Source organism: Bradyrhizobium sp. UFLA06-06 (assembly GCF_054820065.1).
This window is the reverse complement of the sequence record NZ_JADFUD010000011.1, coordinates 1-17591: the sequence shown is the minus strand read 5'-3', so window position 1 is coordinate 17591 and position 17591 is coordinate 1. Positions and strand designations below refer to the sequence as shown.

Here is a 17591-nt window from a genome sequence, read left to right as displayed (position 1 = left end):
AGCTACATGAATCGCCACAAAACACAAATGTGACTAAGATCACGTAACGGGATTTTAACGTCGTCAATGGCCTCTGCCGGGCGGCAGCATGCGGCAATTCGGGTTGCCCCGGGCGGCCGTCCGGGTTAAAGGAGCGTTTGTTGCGGCGCCGCAAATTGAGTTCAATTCAACGGCACACACACCTCAACCCCATTAAACCTGAACGTCTTTGACGCGACTAACTGGCGCGATCTTCGCTTGAGCGCCATCGGGATAAGAATTGGGACTTAGGAACGCTATGGACCTTAGGCAGCTTCGCATTTCCCGCCGCACCATCGCCGTCTGCGTGGCGGTGGCCGGCACGGTGTCGCTGGCGATTGGCGCCCATGCCGCGCTCAACAAGCGGACGCTCGATGTCGCCAAGGGGACGGTCGGAGCCGTCACCTCAGAGCAGATCGGCAGCATTCCGGCCGGCACCTCCCGCCTCGCACTGATCATCGGCAACGGCCATTACCCGGACGCCGCGGCGCCGCTGGCCCAGCCGATCAACGATGCCCGCACCCTGTCGTCGGCGCTGCGCCGCGAGGGCTTTGACGTCGACGTGGTCGAGGATGCGACCAAGGACGACATGTTCCGCGCGGTCGAGCGCATGAAGGCCAAGATTCGGCCCGACACCGTCGTGATGCTGTTCTTCGGCGGCTACGGCGTGCAGGTGGGGCGTGAGAGCTACATGATCCCGGTCGACGCCACGATCTGGAAGGAAGCCGACGTCAAGCGCACCGGCGTCAGCGTCGAGTCCGTGCTCGATGCGATGAAGGAGCGCGGCGCCAAGGCCAAGCTCGTCGTGCTCGACGCCTCGCGCCGCAATCCCTATGAGCGCCGCTTCCGCGCGTTCTCGCACGGCCTCGCGCCGATCAGCCCGCCGGAGAACACCATCGTGCTGAGCTCGGCGACGCCGGGCAAGGTCGCCGACGACGGCAAGGCGCCGAACAGCGTGCTGGTCTCCGAGCTGCTCAACAACCTCAACGCCCAGGCCGGCGCCGAAACCGCCTTCAACAAGACCCGCGTCGCGATCTCGCGCGCCAGCGAAGGCGAGCAGGTGCCGAGCGTGTCGTCCTCGCTGCTGGAAGACATCAAGCTCGGCGGCTGAGCCTAGCTCTTTCCCTACGTCGTCCCGGCGAAAGCCGGGACCCATACCGCGTGATCTATCGTTGAAGCCTGCTGCGTGTACCGCGGCGCGCGTTCACTGCAAGTCTTCGCAAAACTTCTGTCGGTGGTTATGGGTCCTGGCTTTCGCCAGGACGACACTGTGGATGTAGCGACGCCTCACTTCGCATCCGCGCTGGCGCCGACCGGCCGCACCGGATCGCCCTCGCGCAGCAGCGCGCCGGCGCGGGCGACGACGATGTCGCCTTCCTGGATGCCGTCGCGGATCTCGACCTGGCCGGCCGACATCAATCCGGTCTCGACCCGCCGCGTCTCGACGCGGCCGCCGCGCACCACCTGCACCACGGTGCCCGCGGTGGAATAGAGGATCGCGGTCAGCGGCACCGCGACGCCGCAGCTCTGCCCGGTCTTGATCTGGGCACGGCCGGACGAATTCACCAGCAGCCGCTTGTTCGCGCCGATGCCAATGAACACCTGGCCGAGCTGGCTGTTCGGCTCGACGGTCGGCGCGATCCGCCGCACCTTGCCGTCGAGATCGCCGGCGCCGAGGATCTTGAGCTGCGCCGTCTGCTCGGTCTTCAGCTTGGCGATGTCGCGGGTCGGCACCATGCCGACCAGGTCGTACTCGCTCTTGGCGATGATCGAGAACAGCGCGTCCTTGCCCGAGGCCGGCGCGCCGACGATCGCCGACGACGCCGAGATCGTGCCCGCCACCGGCGCCGTGACGTTGACCGAGTTGGCGCCATCGGTCAGCTTCGCCAGCACCTGGCCGGCGGCGACGGTGTCGCCGGGATCGACCAGCACCTCCGCCACCTTCAAGCCGAACCGCTCGGGCCGGATCTGCTGCTCATCGCGCGGCAGCACGATGCCGGAGACCTCGACGATATTGCCGAAGCAGAACTTTGCGGCCTTCAGCACCGTCACCGCCGCGCCCTTCGGCACGGCGTCGGCTTCGCCCGCGGCAAGCGCGTGAGAGGCCGCGAGCACGAGCAGCGCGGAGGCGGCGAGGGCTGAGGCGCGCGTGCGAGGCAAAATCATCGGCAAACTATTCCCAAAATGAGGGCCTCCTGAATACCAGATGCCGTCTGGCCGAGCCAGCCGGCTGCGCCACGTCGGCCGGCCCCGCATCCGCCGCCAGCTCCAGCTTCGCCAGCTCCAAATTCGCCAGCTCCAAATTCGTCAGCTCCTCGGCGCGCCAGATATGCCGCAGGATCTCCGGGTTGACCCGATCGGCATGCGTCACCGGCAGCATGTGGCCGGCGGCCGGCAGATGCCGCAACTCGGCGCCATCGATCAGCGCGGCGAGCTTGGCGACAATGCGCTGGGTCACATAGGGCGACAGCCCGCCCGAGATCAGCAGCGTCGGCGCCTTCAAGGTGCGCGCGGCTTCCGCCACCCCGTCAAGGTCAAGCGCGGCGTTGAAATCGAAAGGCAGCTTGTCGGCCTGCTCGATCATCCGCAGCCGGCCGCTCGGCGAGAACTGCTCGCGCGGGCCGGAGCCGGCCCAGAACGCGGTGAACGCCTCGACCGCCTCCAGCACGGCGCCATCGAAAATATCCTTTGAGACGACCTGCGCGATCCGCGCGAAGCGATCATAGAGCCGCGCGTCGGCGGGCGTATCGCGAAGCAACGTGGGAAGCACCGGCTCGATCAGCGTCAGACTGCGAACGTGCCGCGCATAAGGCGACGTGGTCGCCAGCCGAAACGCGATCGCCCCGCCATAGGAATGCCCGATCAGATGGATCGGCCCGTCGGCCTTGGCGAGCCAGGGCTCGAGCCGCGCGATCTCGCCATCCAGCGTCCGCGGCCAGTCGCGCCCGCAGGCGGCGACGCCATAGCCGGAAATATCCGGTGCCACGAACCTGTCACCGCCGAGCGCGGCCGCAAGCTTGGTCCATTGCCGTCCCGACCCCAGCGAGCAATGCAGCGCCACCACCGACGCCACCGCGTGCGTCCCATCCAAACCCGTCATCAAACCCATCCTGTTTGTTCTTGTTATCGCCGGACGCGCGTTCGCACGCGCCCGTCATGACGCGAGCGAGGTGGGGGATGGGTTATTCCTGGGAGGGGCGGGTGGGGGCGTGATCGTGATTGGGGAGGCAACCCGATTCACTGGATGGTGATTTAAGGTTCGCGAGATTTCGCGAACATGAAAGCAAGGGCAGCTGTTGCCCCCAAATCACCTGGCGGCGCGTGCGACGGCGTGCGCTGATCGCATGACTCGGGCGCGTTGGCGCTGCGAGGATGCGGGCGTGTGTTTCTCCGCTCGGCTGTCTGATAATCGAATCAGGACGGCGCCTCATCTCCGGTGTCGTCCCTGCGGAAGCAGGGACCCATAACCACCGCTTTGCGTGTGGGGTTCGCTCGGGCCACAGCGTCGCGCAACGACTTCACCCTGTGGTTATGGGTCCCGGCTTTCGCCGGGACGACGTGGGGAGAGAGCCGGGCTTACTCCGCCGCCACTTCCGCTGATGGCTCGCCCTTCCAGCTGAGGATCTCCGCGGCCAGGATCGGATGATTGAATCCCTTCAGCACGAGGTCGTCGATGGCGCGGCCCTCGACGAAGGGTTCGACCATGCCGTAGACGCGGCGGCTCACCACGATCTGGCCGGCCTTGGCCTCGCCGCACAGGCGGGAGGCGAGGTTGGTGACGCTGCCGATCGCGGCATATTCCAGCCGCTGCTCGAAGCCGACCTGGCCGAGCGTGGCATAGCCGAGCGCAATGCCGATGCCGAAGCCGAGACTATGCCCGCGGTTGCGCCACTTCTCGGTCAGCGGGCCGACCGTGTCGCGCATCTCCACCGCCATCTTCACGGCGCGCGCGGTGTGGTCGGCGAGCTGGATCGGCGCGTTGAACAGGATCATCACGCCGTCGCCGGCATATTTGTCGAGCGTGCCTTCGTATTTGAAGATCAGCTTGCCGAGCGCGGCGTGATATTCGCGCAGAACGTTCATCGCCTCTTCCGGCTCGGTCGCCTCGGTGAAGGCGGTGAAGCCGCGCAGGTCGCAGAACACCACGGTGACCTCGCGGCGGTGGCTGTCGAGCAGGCCCTCGGGATTGTCTGACGAGGCGATCAGCTGCGCCACCTGCGGCGCCAGGAAGCGCTCGAGCCTTCGCACGCGCTCGAGCTCGCCGAGCTGGGTCTCGACCCGCTGCTCCAACGACTTGTTCCAGTCCTTCAGCGCTTCGGTCTGCTCGCGCAGCTTGTCGGCCTGCTCGCGCACGGTGGCGTTGGCCTGTTCCAGCGCGTGGCTCTTCTGGTCCACCTCGGTGAACAGCCGCGCGTTGCGCATCGCCAGCACCGCCTGGTGCGCGAACGTCTTCATCAGGCCGATCAGGCTCGACGGGAAATCGCCGGCCGCCTTGCGCAGCACCACCAGCGCGCCGAGCACGCCCTGTTGGTCGACCAGCGGCACCACAAGCACCGAGTGGAAGCCGGCGCCGACCACGACATCGCGCAAGGGATGATCGGCCGGATAATAGGGACTTGCCGCGAGATCGGGAAACGCCAGCGGCTCGCCCTTCGCGGCGGCGTCGCCGAGCGGGCTGTTCGCCGCATCGATCGCGCGATGACGGCCTTCGGCCTCCGCGGCGATGCCGATCGATTGTGTTAGGTTGAAGCTCCGCTGCGCGGCGTCATAGCCATAGATCAGCACGGCGTCGGCATGGGTGATCTCGAGCGCGCGGGCGCCGACCGTCGGCAGCACGGCGGCAAGATCGAGCGAGGACGCCACCGCGCGGCCGACCTCCTCCAGCACCTTCAGCTCGTTGATCGATTGCGCGAGGTCGCGGGTGCGCTCCTTCACCTTGGCCTCGAGGTCGGAATAGGTCTCGGCAAGCTGGCTGGCCATGCTGTTGAACTGGCCGGCGAGCTCCTCCAGCTCATCCGAAGTCTTCACCTCGATGCGATGGCCGAAGTCGCCGGCCCCTAACCGCCGCGCGCCGGTGCGCAGCGCGGTGATCGGCTCCAGCATGCGCCGCGCCAGGATCGTGCCGGCGATGATCGCGACCACGAGGCCGAGCGCGATCAGGAGCGCAATGCGCACCAGCTGGTCGCGGATCGGCGACAGCGCCTGCGCGGTCGGCTGCTCGACAAACACGTGCCAGCCGAGGTTCGGCGCGGCCGTTGCTGTCGTCAGCACCGCGTTGCCTTCGACATCCTTGCCGGAGGCGATCGGCCTGCCGCCGGGCGACAGCACCGCGGCGACCTGCGGCAGCGCGGCGAGATCCTTGCCGACCTCGGGGCCCTTCGACGAGCTCGCCAGCACGCGGCCCTTGCCGTCGACGACATAGGCATGAGCGAGGCGGCCGACCTGGGAATCGCCGAAATAGTCATTGAGGAAGCGCAGGTCGATCTCGGCCATGGTGACGCCGGCATTGAAGCCGGAATGCTGCTCGCCGATCGACATGAACGGCCGCCCGTCGCGAAAATACGCCGGCGCGTAGGCGGTGCCGCGGGCGATGGTCTCGGTGAACCTGCCATCGCGGGAGAAGTCGGCGTTGGAGTTGACGGTGGTGGTCTGGCGCGACAGCCGCAGCAGCTCGCGGCCCTGGCCGCTGATCAGGGTGAGCTGGCTCACCGCCGGCACCTGGCCGAGCAGCTGGGCATAGTCGGCGCGGCGCAGCTCGATCGTGTTGGAGGAGGCGCGGGTCACCCAGGAGATCTGGCGCTCGAGGTCGGAGATCGCCTGCTCGATGCGCTTGGCGGTGGCGTCCGCCTTCTCGCTCATCGCGTCCGTCAGCGTGCCCTTGATGCCGCGATAGCTGATCCAGGTCTCAAGCGCGCCGTTGACCGCGAGCACGAACACGACGAGGCCGACCAGCGCGAGGACATATTTGGCGAACAGGCCGCCGCGCAGGAACCAGTTCTTGCCCTTGTCCGTAGCCGCGTTCATCCAGCCTCGTCCGCCCCCTCGCATCAATCGGGTGCGCCGCATGATCCGCCGCTGTTTAGCACGGATCGGCGAGACGGGGCGGCCGCTCGGGCCGCATGGTTATCCCTTCATATCGGCGGGGGATGTCCGGGAATATCAGCGATTGAACAGCTGACGCAGCACGTCCTTCATCGCCGGACTGTCGTGCTGCTCGGCGGTCTCGCCGGGCGGAGGGGGCGGCGGCGGAGCCGGATCGGCGGCCGGCGGCGCGTCCGCCTCGGGCTTGGCCAGGCTGCGGCTCGGCCGTGATGCGTTGCCTTGATTGAGGGTGGAGAGGCCCTGCTGCAGCAAATTGCCGATGGTGTCGCCAAGCTGCCCGCCGAGCGGGTTGCTCTGGCCGGCGCCGCCGCCCGGTGGCTGGCCGGTGCCGGGCTGCGCGCCGCCCTGCACGCCGTTGAGCAGATTGGTCAGCCCGTTGAGGCCTTCACTCAGCCCCTGGCCGTTCGCCCCGAACAGGCCCTTGCCCATCTCCTTGAGCTTGGCATAGGCCGCCTGCGGATTGTCGAGGATGCCCTGCATCTCCGGATAGATCCGCGGCGATACCCAGGGTCCCTCGAGCATCACGGGGATGCCGAGGCCGACCGGATTGCCGGTGCGGCCCTGGCCTTCGGTGGTCAACACGAGCTGCGGCTCGACGCGGAACCCGATCTGGCGGGTATTGAGGTCGATGGTGCCGACCCCGGTCATCTTCACCAGCGGGCCGATCAGATTGAGATCGGTGGTGACGGCCTGGCCCTTGTCGACCTTGAAGGATGCCGAGAGCTGGCTGAGATCGGTCGACAATTCCTGGCTCTCCTGCCAGCCCGACAAGGTGCTGGTGGTGAGGTTGCGGATCATCTGCGCCAGGTTGAGGCCGAGGATCTTGCCGTCCTGGAACACGACGAAGGCGGTGCCGGCGAGATTGCCGACGATGGCGCGCTCGCTGCTGCCTTGCGACGTCAGCGCGATCTTGGCCTGCATCTTGCCGTCGAGCTTGTCGAACTCGGCGAGGCTCCTCAGCACCGGCAGCGCGCGCACCCCGGCGAGGTCGAGCCGCAGCGCGTAGGTTGGATTCGTAGCTCGCGCGTCGATGGTGACGTCGCCATTGGCGGTGCCCTCATAGGCGCCGAGATTGGCGAGCCGGCCCTTCAGCACGCCGCTGTCGATGGACGCATCGATCGCCGCCTGCGCAAAGCGGCCGTCGCCGATCACGAGCTCCGCCGCCGAGATGCGCGCCTGCGCGTCGACATAGTTGAGCCCGGCAAGGTTGATCGACGCGTTGCTCCAGGTATGGGTGCCGAGCGGCTGCGTGGAGCCTGACTGGCCCGGCGGCATCGCGATCGCAATGCGCTGGAAGTCGAGGTCGAGTTTCACCAGCGGCTTGTTGCTGGCGAAATCGACCGAGGCCCAGCCGGTGAAGCCGCCATCGCCGAGCGTGCCGGACACGCCGTTGAACATCACCACCGTGCCGTTCAACCGCGCTTCCGCATTCGCCTTGATTGGCGCGGGCAGCAGGCCGGGCGCATCGATGCTGAATTCGGCCGGCACGCTCTGACGCTCCAGCGCTTGCGGCGCGGTCGCGCGAATCTCGAACCTCAGCGGCTTGTCGCCGGCGTGTGCGTCACCCGTCACGACGATCTTGCGGTCGTCGCCGATTGTCGCGTCCGCGTTGAGCGTCTCGATCCGGTTCTCGACCCGGTCGCGCACATTGGAGAGCACGATGGTTCCGCCGGTGATGCTGACATGCCGGATCGTGATGCCGCCGCCATCGGAGGTGGAGGATTTCGCCGGCGGATTGTGGTCGCGGGTGCGCTCGCGCTGCAGCGGCAGGTTGATCACCGGCTTGACGATCGAAAGGTCGGTGATGTCGGGCTGGCCCGACCACAGGCTCGACAGCGTCATCTCGGCCTCGACGCTGTTTGCTGCGAACCGGTTGTTGACGTCGCGCCCCCGCGGGTCCTGCAACACGACATCGCTCAGCGTCAGATTGACCCTCGGCCAGAGGCCTATCTTGGCGCCGCCATTGATGGTGAGCTTGTAGCCGGTCTCGCGCTCGACCCGATCGGTGATCGCAGATGTGAGGAACGAGGACGGGATCCCGACCGCTGCGACCAGCGCGATGATCACGATCACGGCAGCGATGGCGGCCCCGGCGAATTTCAGTGCTCTCATGTCGTTGTTCCAGGCCGGGCAAGCGGAATTCCGCCGCAGAAGGACACGGCCGATCACACGAGTTTATCCCGCAAGCGGGATCTCGCTCCATTGACCGGAAAAATAATCCGTTACCGCATGAACTTATGTGACCTCTCACACACTCTTATGAGGGTGATTTTTGCTAACCGGGCGTCAGGGGATCGGCTCGGATGGATTTGGAAGGCAGCAGTACAATGAGCAAACAGGCCGAATTTGCGGTCATTCTGAAGATGAATCCGATGTTCGCCGATCTCGGTGCGGACGAATTGCAGCGGCTTTCCGGCCTCTGCCACACCCAGCAACTCGCGACCGGCGAGGTGCTGTTCCAGAAAGGCGATCCCGGCGATGCCCTGTTTGGGGTCCGCCGTGGTCAGATCCGGATCGAGACCGGTGCCTCCGACGGCAGCCGGCTCACACTGAACTTCATGGGATCCGGCGACCTGTTCGGCGAGGTCGCCGTGCTCGACGGTCAGGACCGCACCGCGGATGCGACCGCGGGCGAGCCCAGCGAATTATTCGTGTTGCGGCGGCAGGATTTCCTCGGCTTCCTCGAGCGCGAGCCGAAGGTTGCGGTCAGGCTGATCGAATTGCTGTGCCAGCGCATCCGCTGGCAGAGCGAGCGGATGGAAGAATCCGTGCTGCAGCCATTGCCGGTCCGCCTCGCACGGCGGCTGTGCGCGCTGGCCGAGGATTTCGGTTCCGAGGTGCACATCTCGCAGGAACAGCTCGGCATCTTCGTCGGCGCCGCGCGCGAAAGCGTCAACCGGCAGCTGCAGACCTGGCGCAGGGACGGCATCGTCGACCTGCAGCGCGGCCGGATCATGCTGCACAACATGACCAAGCTGACTGCGGTTGCGCGCAACGACTGAAGCGGACCGCATGCAACGCGCGCGGGAAGATCCGATTCATTCGCGCGCTTTGCTCGCGAATGTTGACGCACTCCTGCCTAAAAGACGTGCTTGCATGATGAGGCCGGTACCGCTTTCGTCCGGCCGCCGGTCCTTGGGGTGACACCCAGCCTTTGCTGGCCTCACGCCATCCACCTGCAAACCCCTGCGGTCTCTCCCGTTGACCGCAGGGGTTTTGCGTTCCGGCAGATGCGTGACGCGAATCAGCCTACCTCAACACCACTTCGGGATCGGCCCAGCGCAGATACTGGCGCGGCGCGGCGCCGAGCTCGCGCTTGAACATCGCGGCGAAAGCGCTCGGGCTTTCATAGCCGACGTCGAGCGCAACGCAGGTGACGGCCTCGCCGGCGCCGAGCCGCGCCAGCGCTTCGAGCAGCCGCACCCGCTGGCGCCAGGCCGCAAAGCTCTGGCCTGTCTCGCGCCGGAACAGACGTGTCAGCGTCCGCCGGCTGAGCTGGCAGCGATCGGCCCATTCGTCGAGCGTAAGATCGGAACTCGGATCGACCAGCACGGCTTCGCAGATCGCGGCGAGCCGCGGATCGGGCGGCACCTGCACATGCAGCGACACTTCCGGCATCCTGCCGATCTCGTCGAGCAGGAAATCGACCAGCCTGCCGTCGCGCCCTTCCGGATCGTAACGGGTCGGCATGTGCACCGCTTCTTCCATCAACGCCTCGACCAGCGCGGAGACCCTGATCAGGCGGCATGTCGCCGGAGCATTCCTGATGCGGTCAGGCGTGACATAGATGGTCTGGATCTCGACCTCGCCCCAGGCCCGCGACTGGTGCGCGACGCCGGCCGGAATCCACAGGCCGTGGCCGGGCGGCACGACGAAATGGCCGCGCTCGGTCATCATCGAGGTCACGCCCGCGGTCTGCAGGATGAACTGATCGCGTCGGTGCGCGTGTCGTGCGCTGGTGCTTTCGTTCGGATAGGAGGCCGCCATCGCCGCGAGCGGCCGTTCGACCTGTTGCAGCTGTCCGGCATAGTGCGCGGCGGCTGCGGGACCCGATTGCTTGCGGCAGACGCGCAAGCCGGTGGTGTCATTTCGTCGCGCTGCGACTTTCAAGTGTCGTGAGCTCCTGATCGATCGTCGTTTTCGCAGGGTGCTCATGCATCTTCCGGGCCACTTGGCCCGATCGCGATGGTTGTTGTCCCCCTTCAGGTAGCGCGGGCTATGGCGTTTGGCAACAATGCCTCACCCCGCGGCATTCGCCGAAATCGAATGTGAGAGCGCGGAGACGGAGAGGTCCGATGAACAGACGCGAATTCACCAAGGCAATGCTGGCCTGCGGTGCAGCCATCCCGTTCGGCATCACGCGGGCGGCGGGCCAGACCCGCGGTGGAACGCTCAACACCATCATCCAGCCCGAGCCGCCGGTTCTGGTGACCGCGCTGAACCAGCAGCAGCCGACCTTGACGCTCGGCGGCAAGATTTACGAAGGCCTGCTGAAATACGGCGCCGATCTCAAGCCGATGCCCGGCATGGCGCAGTCCTGGGAGATCTCGCCCGACGGCCTGACCTATACGTTCAAGCTGTTTCCGGGCATCACCTTCCACGACGGCAAGCCAATGACCTCGGAGGACGTGGTCTTCAGCTGCATGAAGTTGCTGGTGGAGACGCATCCGCGCGCACGGCAAAACTTCGCCCGCGTGGCGTCGGCGGAGGCGCCCGATCCGCTCACCGTGGTGTTCAAATTGAAGCAGCCGTTCGCGCCCTTCATCGGCTGCTTCGATTGCACGTCCGCCCCGATCGTGCCCAAGCACATCTATGACGGCACCGACTACCGCAAGAACCCGGAGAACGACAAGGCGATCGGCACCGGCCCCTTCAAGCTGAAGGAGTGGGTGCGCGGCTCGCATGTTCATCTCGTCCGCCACGACGGCTACTATCAGAAGGACCAGCCCTATCTCGACGAGATCGTCTACCGCGTGATTCCGGATGCGGCCTCGCGCGCGCTGGCGCTCGAGAACGGCACGGTGCAGCTCGTGCAATGGTCCGACGTCGAATTCTACGATGTGCAGCGTTTCAAGGCGCAGAAGAACCTCGAATTCACCACCAGGGGCTACGAGTATTTCGCGCCGCATCAGTGGCTCGAAATGAACAATCGCATCGCGCCGATGAACGACAAGCGGTTCCGGCAGGCGGTGATGCACCTGATCGATCGCGAGGCGTTCAGCAAGCGGGTCTATTTCGGCAATGCCAAGGTGGCGACCGGACCGATCTCGTCGAAGACGCGGTTCTACGATCCGAACGTGAAGCGCTACGAGTTTTCGGTCGACAAGGCCAAGGCCCTGCTCGACGACATGGGATTGAAGCCTGGCGCCAACGGCAAGCGCGCCGAGATCAAGTATATCGTGCCGCCCTATGGCGAGTCCTATCAGCGGGCCGGCGAATTCTTCCGCCAGAGCTTCGCGCGGGTCGGCATCGACCTCGTCCTTGTCGGCACCGACATGGCCGGATGGGCCGAGAAGGTCGGCAACTGGGATTATGAGATGACCCAGAATCTGCTCTACCAGCTCGGCGATCCCGCGCTGGGCGTCGCCCGCACCTATATTTCGTCGAACATCAAGAAGGGCATCCTGTTCTCCAACACGCAAGGCTATTCGAATCCCGAGGTCGACAAACTGTTCGACGAGGCCGCGGTGACGCTCGATGAAGCCAAGCGCCAGGAGCTCTACACCAAGGTGCAGCAGGTCCTGGTCGAGGACGTGCCGGTGGCCTGGACGCTCGAGATCGAATATCCCATCATCTACGACAGGGCGTTCAAGAACATCGTGACGACGGGCATCGGCTCGCACGAAACCTTCGGGTCGGTCTACAAATCGTGACCCGGCTCGGCAGCGCCGCGGCGATCGGACTTCAGGCGGTCAGCCGCATCGCCCAGCTCGTCGCCGTGATCCTCGTCATCGCGACGTTCAATTTCGTGCTGGTGCGGGCCGCGCCCGGCGATCCGGCCCAGGTCATGGCCGGGCAATCCGGCGCGTCCGATCCGAAACTGCTCGACGACCTGCGCAAGGAGTATGGCCTCGACAAGCCGTATTTCGTGCAGCTTGCGAGCCACCTCAGCCGCGTCGTCAGGCTCGACCTCGGCTATTCCTACCGCCAGCGCCGTCCGGTCGTCGATCTGATCCTCGAGCGGCTTCCGGCGACGCTTCTCTTGACCGTGACGGCCTTTTGCCTCGCGCTCGTGATCGGCACCGCGCTCGGCGCGCTGGCCGGGCTCGCGGCGGGCAGCGTGCTCGACACGGTGTTCACCGTGCTCTCGCTCGTGCTCTACGCGACGCCGGTGTTCTGGCTCGGCCTGATGCTCGTGCTGGTGTTCTCGGTGACGCTCGGCTGGCTGCCGCCGTTCGGTTACGAGACCATCAACGTCCAGCTCTCGCCGGTCGAGCATGCGCTCGACATCATGAAACACATGATCATGCCGGTCACGTCGCTGGCGGCGATCTATCTGGCGATCTATGCCCGCCTGATGCGCTCCTCGATCATCGAGGTCGCGCAGCAGGATTTCATCAAGACCGCGCGCGCCAAGGGCTTGTCCGGAGCGCGCATCGTGGTCGGCCACATGCTGCGCAATGCGCTGGTGCCGGTCGTCACTGTCGCCGGCATGCAGGCCGGCGCGCTGGTCGGCGGCGCCGTGGTGATCGAGACGGTGTTTGCCTGGCCGGGCCTCGGCCGCCTGACCTTCGAGGCACTGCTGCAGCGCGACTATCCGGTCCTGCTCGGCATCTTCCTGATCCTCTCGATCGTCGTGATCGCGCTCAACCTGCTCACCGACCTGGTCTACCGGCTGATCGATCCCCGCATGACCACGGGGGCGGTGTGATGGACACGGTGCGCGCCTTCCTGCGTCATCCGAGCGGAATGATCGGCCTTGTCCTGCTGCTCGTCGTTGTTGTCGTCGCGATCATCGCGCCGATCGCATTTCCGGTCTCGCCCTGGGAGATGGTCGGCGCGCCGTTCACGCCGCCCGGCGAGGACGGGTTATGGCTCGGCGGCGATACGCTCGGCCGCGACGTCGCCGCCGGGGTCGCCTACGGCGCGCGCGTCTCGCTCCTGATCGGCATCGCCTCGGCGCTCGCGGCGATGGCGATCGGCGTCGTGATCGGCGCGATGTCAGGCTATTTCGGCGGCAAGATCGATCTGGTGCTGATGCGGATGACGGAATTGTTCCAGACCATTCCGGCCTTCGTGCTGGCCATCCTGCTGGTCGCGACCTTCAATCCGTCGCTGCTGACGATCATCCTGACCATCGGCGCGGTGAGCTGGCCGCCGCTGGCGCGGCTCACGCGCGCCGAATTCCTCCGTCTGCGGCACCGCGAATTCGTCGAGGCCGCGTTGTGCCAGGGTGAACGCACCTGGCGCATCGTGCTCGGCCATATCCTGCCGAACGCGATCTCGCCGATCCTGGTGGTGACGTCGCTGACGGTCGCGACCGCGATCCTGCTGGAAAGCGCGTTGTCCTTCATGGGGCTCGGCGATCCCAATCTGATGTCGTGGGGCTTCATGATCGGCGCTGGCCGCACCGTGATCCGGAATGCGTGGTGGATGAGCGTGTTTCCCGGCCTTGCCATCCTCGTCACCGTGCTGGCGATCAACCTGTTCGGCGAGGGACTGTCCGATGTCCTCAACCCGCGCGTATCGAGGCGCCGGTCATGAGCGGAGCCATGCAGTCCGGCGCGCCTGTTCTTGCCGTCGAGGGCCTCTCGATCGCGCTCCCCAAGGGAGGCGACCGGCCCTTCGCGGTCGAGAATGTGTCGTTTGAAATCAGGCCAAACGAGGTGGTTTGCCTGGTCGGCGAATCCGGCTCCGGCAAGTCGATGATCGCGCATGCGGTGCTGTCGCTGTTGCCGCGGGGCGTCGACATCGCGTCCGGCGCCGTGACGGTCGCAGGGCAGGATCCGTCGAAGCTCGACGGCCGCGCCCTCCGCAAGTTGCGCGGCGGCAACGCCGCGATGATCTTTCAGGAGCCGTTGTCCTCGCTCAATCCGCTGAAGCGCGTCGGCAGGCAGATCGAGGAGATGATCCTGGCGCACCAGCGGCCAGCGCCGTCGGTGGCCGAAGTCCGCGAGCGGGTGCTGACGCTGCTGACCCAGGTCGGGCTGCCAAATCCGCAGCTGCTGGAAAAGAGCTACCCGTTCGAGCTTTCCGGCGGCCAGCGCCAGCGTGTGATGATCGCGATGGCGATGGCCAACCGCCCCGCGCTCCTGATCGCGGACGAGCCGACCACCGCGCTCGATGTCACGACCCAGCGCCAGATCCTGCGCCTGATCGACGATCTCCGGCGCGAGTGCGGTATGGGCGTGCTGCTGATCACCCATGATTTCGGCGTTGTCGCCGACGTTGCCGATCGCGTCGTGGTGCTGCGCCATGGCAGGGTGGTCGAGCAGGGCACGGCCAGCGAGGTGCTTCGCAATCCTCAGGCCGCCTACACGCGCGAATTGATCGACGCGGTTCCGAAGGCGCGCCTTGCCGACATCCACGAGGCCATCCTGCGTCCCGAGCCGCTGCTTGAGGTCATCGGCCTGCAAAAGACCTTTCGGGTCAAGCGTGGCTGGTTGCAGCCGCCGCGCGAGGTGATCGCCGCTAATGGCGTCTCGCTGACGCTGCACGAGGGCGAGACGCTTGCGGTGGTCGGTGAATCCGGCTCCGGCAAGTCGACGCTCGGGCGCATGATCATGCGGCTCACCGAACCTGATGCCGGGGCCATCCGCTTTGGCGGCGCGGATCTCCGGCAGCTGCGCGGCGAGGCGTTGCGCCAGGCGCGGCGCCAGCTCCAGATCGTGTTCCAGGATCCGTTTGCCAGTCTCGATCCGCGCCAGAAGGTCGGCGATGCCATCGCGCGCGGTCCGATGGCCTATGGCACGTCGCGGGCCGAGGCGATGGCGCAGGCGAACAAGCTCCTGGTGCGGGTCGGCCTGTCGGCGACCGCCGCCGATCGCTACCCGCACGAATTCTCGGGCGGCCAGCGCCAGCGCATCTGCATCGCGCGGGCGCTGGCGCTGAAGCCGCGGGTTCTGATCGCCGACGAGGCGGTGTCGGCGCTGGACGTCTCGGTGCAGGCCCAGGTGCTGGCGCTGCTCGCCGAGTTGCGCCAGGAGATGCGGCTTGCGATGATCTTCATCACCCACGATTTGCGGATCGCCGCCGAGATCGCCGACCGCGTCATCGTCCTGCAGAAGGGACGTATCGTCGAGGAAGGCACCACCGCCGACGTGTTCACCGCGCCGCGCCAGGCCTACACTCGCGATCTGCTCGACGCGATTCCCGGGCGCGATTTCTTCGACCAGCCGGGCTTTGCGGCCGCGGCCGATGCACGCCCCACAGCAAGGATCAATTCATGACCGACAGCCGTTCAGTCCCCCTTCCGGCCGGCGCGCGCGAGCGCATCGAGGCGGCTGTCGACGCCGCCTTCGAGCAGCAGCTCGCGACCACGATCGCCTTCTCGTCGATCCCCAGCACGCGCGGCCAGGAAGGTCCGTGCCAGGACATGTTCGCGAAGCTGCTGCGCGAGCGCGGCTACGAGGTCTACGACTGGGTCATCAATCAGGATGAACTGAAGACGCTGCCCGGCTACGGGCCGGTCGAGACCGATTTCTCCCGCGCGCGGACCGTCGTCGGCACCTATCGGCCGGCGCGCGAGGAGGGACGTTCGCTGATCCTTCAGGGTCATTGCGACGTGGTGCCGGTCGGGCCGCTCGACATGTGGGAGCGGCCGCCGTTCCAGCCGGTGGTCGAGGACGGCTGGCTCTATGGCCGCGGCACCGGCGACATGAAGTCGGGCACCATTGCCGCGCTCTACGCGCTCGATGCGGTGAAGGCCGCGGGCTTTGTGCCGAAAGGCCGCATCCATCTGCAATCCGTGATCGAGGAGGAGAGCACCGGTCTCGGCGCGCTCTCGACCTTGCAGCGCGGTTACCGTGCCGATGCCTGCCTGCTGCCGGAGCCGACCGAGGAACGGTTGATGCGCGCCCAGGTCGGCGTGATCTGGTTTCGCCTCAGGGTTCGCGGAATCCCGGTCCATGTCGCGCGCGCCGGCACCGGCTCCAACGCGATCCGCGCCGCCTATCATCTGATCGGCCATCTCGACGCGCTGGAGGCGGAGTGGAACGAGCGTGCCAAGTCGCATCGCTACTTCGGCGCGGTGCATCACCCGCTCAACTTCAATCCCGGCATCATCAAGGGCGGCGATTGGGCCTCCAGCGTGCCGGCCTGGTGCGACGTCGATTGCCGAATCGGCATCCTGCCGGGATGGAAAATCGCCGACTGCCAGGCCGAGATCGTCGACTGCGTGACCAAGGCCGCCCGGGCCCATCCGTTCCTCGCCAACAATCCGCCCGAGATCGTCTGGTCCGGCTTCCTGTCGCCGGGCTATGAAGCGACCGAAGTGCAGGATAGCGAGGCCGTCCTCGGCTCGGTCTACGAGCACGTGTTCGGGCGCGAGCTGACGGATTTTCCCTCCACCGCGCTGACGGATGCGCGCTTCTATGGCCTGGACTATGGTGTTCCCGCATTCTGCTTCGGCGCCAGGATGGAGAACGCGCACGGCTTCAATGAACGGGTCCAGCTCGATTCGCTGAAGAAGGTCACCAAGGCTTACGCCCTCTTCGTCGCGAGCTGGTGCGGTGTCGATAGAGCATGATCCGGAAAAGTGCGAAGCGGTTTTCCGACAAGATCATGCTCAACGAATTGAGACAAACCAAACGGGAGGTTCGCTATGGGTGACCAGAATGCAGGCGGCAAGCCGCCGGTCAAATCGCAGGAGGATCTTCGTGCGCATTTCGGGCAATTGAGCCCGCTCGCCGAGAAAAAGGTGCTCTACCATCTCGACAAGTTCTGCCGCGACTTCATCGCGCTGTCGCCGTTCCTCGTCATCGCCTCCAGCGACGGCAAAGGGCATGCCGATGCCAGCCCGCGCGGCGATGCGCCGGGCTTCGTCTCCGTGCTCGACGACAAGACGCTGCTGATCCCGGATCGGCGCGGCAACAACCGGGTCGATACGTTCGGCAATATCATCGCGTCGCCCGGGATCGGGCTGATCTTCATGGTGCCCGGCATCAACGAGACGCTGCGCGTCAACGGGCGCGCCGAGATCTCGCAGGAGCCGGACCTGTTGACGCCGCTGACGGTGCAGAACGTCACGCCGGTCATCGGCCTCAAGGTGCATGTCGATGAGACCTACTTCCACTGCGGCAAGGCGCTGATGCGCTCGAAGCTCTGGAATCCCGCCGCGCAAGTCGAGCGCCACAGCTTTCCGACGCTCGGCCGGATCATCGCCGAACAGACCGCCGCGATCGAGGTCGAGGTCGCCGAGAAGGCGATGGAAGAGGCCTATCGCACGAGACTCTACTAAAGCGGGATGGGTTTAGGTTGAATCGATTTGGGATTCCCAAATCAGTGTGTTTCTGATTCACCATGCTGGCTGG

Annotated in this window: 13 protein-coding genes; 8 read left to right on the top strand and 5 right to left on the bottom strand. The window is 66.0% G+C overall.

Going from position 1 to position 17591, the window contains the following annotated elements:
• Positions 1-277 precede the first annotated feature (277 nt).
• On the top strand, positions 278-1129 hold the full coding sequence (locus IF803_RS12025) for a caspase family protein (RefSeq protein WP_461192279.1): 852 nt from the start codon (positions 278-280) through the stop codon (positions 1127-1129).
• 176 nt (positions 1130-1305) lie between these two features.
• Here the strand turns inward: IF803_RS12025 and IF803_RS12020 are convergent, their stop codons facing one another.
• The 4 genes from IF803_RS12020 to IF803_RS12005 form a co-directional block, all read right to left on the bottom strand.
• Positions 1306-2184 carry an efflux RND transporter periplasmic adaptor subunit gene (locus IF803_RS12020; RefSeq protein ID WP_035632869.1) on the bottom strand — a complete coding sequence of 293 codons (879 nt, stop codon included), beginning with the start codon at positions 2182-2184 and terminating at the stop codon, positions 1306-1308.
• A 7-nt stretch (positions 2185-2191) separates the two neighbouring features.
• Positions 2192-3118, bottom strand: coding sequence for an alpha/beta fold hydrolase (locus IF803_RS12015; protein ID WP_461192278.1), 927 nt, complete (start codon positions 3116-3118; stop codon positions 2192-2194).
• A gap of 476 nt (positions 3119-3594) precedes the next feature.
• On the bottom strand, positions 3595-6042 hold the full coding sequence (locus tag IF803_RS12010; RefSeq protein WP_461192277.1) for an adenylate/guanylate cyclase domain-containing protein: 2448 nt from the start codon (positions 6040-6042) through the stop codon (positions 3595-3597).
• A 135-nt stretch (positions 6043-6177) separates the two neighbouring features.
• Positions 6178-8232, bottom strand: coding sequence for an AsmA family protein (locus tag IF803_RS12005; protein ID WP_461192276.1), 2055 nt, complete (start codon positions 8230-8232; stop codon positions 6178-6180).
• A 215-nt stretch (positions 8233-8447) separates the two neighbouring features.
• Here IF803_RS12005 and IF803_RS12000 point away from each other — a divergent pair, with 215 nt between their 5' ends.
• Positions 8448-9122 carry a Crp/Fnr family transcriptional regulator gene (locus IF803_RS12000; RefSeq protein WP_016845951.1) on the top strand — a complete coding sequence of 225 codons (675 nt, stop codon included), beginning with the start codon at positions 8448-8450 and terminating at the stop codon, positions 9120-9122.
• A gap of 247 nt (positions 9123-9369) precedes the next feature.
• Here the strand turns inward: IF803_RS12000 and IF803_RS11995 are convergent, their stop codons facing one another.
• On the bottom strand, positions 9370-10230 hold the full coding sequence (locus tag IF803_RS11995; RefSeq protein ID WP_028343648.1) for an AraC family transcriptional regulator: 861 nt from the start codon (positions 10228-10230) through the stop codon (positions 9370-9372).
• A gap of 185 nt (positions 10231-10415) precedes the next feature.
• Here IF803_RS11995 and IF803_RS11990 point away from each other — a divergent pair, with 185 nt between their 5' ends.
• The 6 genes from IF803_RS11990 (at position 10416) to IF803_RS11965 (ending at position 17518) form a co-directional block, all read left to right on the top strand.
• Positions 10416-11993 carry an ABC transporter substrate-binding protein gene (locus IF803_RS11990; RefSeq protein WP_461192275.1) on the top strand — a complete coding sequence of 526 codons (1578 nt, stop codon included), beginning with the start codon at positions 10416-10418 and terminating at the stop codon, positions 11991-11993.
• Positions 11990-12991, top strand: coding sequence for an ABC transporter permease (locus tag IF803_RS11985; RefSeq protein ID WP_461192274.1), 1002 nt, complete (start codon positions 11990-11992; stop codon positions 12989-12991). The genes IF803_RS11990 and IF803_RS11985 overlap by 4 nt, the downstream gene beginning before the upstream one ends.
• A complete protein-coding gene (locus IF803_RS11980) occupies positions 12991-13824 on the top strand; it encodes an ABC transporter permease (protein ID WP_283066675.1) in 834 nt (277 codons plus the stop codon). Before IF803_RS11985 ends, IF803_RS11980 begins: the two co-directional genes overlap by 1 nt.
• Positions 13821-15509, top strand: a complete 1689-nt coding sequence (locus tag IF803_RS11975) for a dipeptide ABC transporter ATP-binding protein (RefSeq protein ID WP_461192273.1) — start codon at positions 13821-13823, stop codon at positions 15507-15509. Before IF803_RS11980 ends, IF803_RS11975 begins: the two co-directional genes overlap by 4 nt.
• Entirely contained in the window at positions 15506-16807 is a 1302-nt protein-coding gene (locus tag IF803_RS11970) for an ArgE/DapE family deacylase (RefSeq protein ID WP_461192272.1), read from the top strand. Before IF803_RS11975 ends, IF803_RS11970 begins: the two co-directional genes overlap by 4 nt.
• Positions 16808-16882: 75 nt before the next feature.
• Complete coding sequence (locus IF803_RS11965; protein ID WP_304498194.1) at positions 16883-17518, top strand: pyridoxamine 5'-phosphate oxidase family protein; 636 nt, start codon at positions 16883-16885, stop codon at positions 17516-17518.
• Positions 17519-17591: the final 73 nt, after the last annotated feature.

Bases quoted from the DNA above. Each gene is read 5' to 3' on its own strand.
- IF803_RS12025 (WP_461192279.1), top strand. From the start codon at position 278: ATGGACCTTAGGCAGCTTCGCATTTCCCGCCGCACCATCGCCGTCTGC.
- IF803_RS12020 (WP_035632869.1), bottom strand. From the start codon at position 2,184: ATGATTTTGCCTCGCACGCGCGCCTCAGCCCTCGCCGCCTCCGCGCTG.
- IF803_RS12015 (WP_461192278.1), bottom strand. From the start codon at position 3,118: ATGACGGGTTTGGATGGGACGCACGCGGTGGCGTCGGTGGTGGCGCTG.
- IF803_RS12010 (WP_461192277.1), bottom strand. From the start codon at position 6,042: ATGAACGCGGCTACGGACAAGGGCAAGAACTGGTTCCTGCGCGGCGGC.
- IF803_RS12005 (WP_461192276.1), bottom strand. From the start codon at position 8,232: ATGAGAGCACTGAAATTCGCCGGGGCCGCCATCGCTGCCGTGATCGTG.
- IF803_RS12000 (WP_016845951.1), top strand. From the start codon at position 8,448: ATGAGCAAACAGGCCGAATTTGCGGTCATTCTGAAGATGAATCCGATG.
- IF803_RS11990 (WP_461192275.1), top strand. From the start codon at position 10,416: ATGAACAGACGCGAATTCACCAAGGCAATGCTGGCCTGCGGTGCAGCC.
- IF803_RS11980 (WP_283066675.1), top strand. From the start codon at position 12,991: ATGGACACGGTGCGCGCCTTCCTGCGTCATCCGAGCGGAATGATCGGC.
- IF803_RS11975 (WP_461192273.1), top strand. From the start codon at position 13,821: ATGAGCGGAGCCATGCAGTCCGGCGCGCCTGTTCTTGCCGTCGAGGGC.
- IF803_RS11970 (WP_461192272.1), top strand. From the start codon at position 15,506: ATGACCGACAGCCGTTCAGTCCCCCTTCCGGCCGGCGCGCGCGAGCGC.
- IF803_RS11965 (WP_304498194.1), top strand. From the start codon at position 16,883: ATGGGTGACCAGAATGCAGGCGGCAAGCCGCCGGTCAAATCGCAGGAG.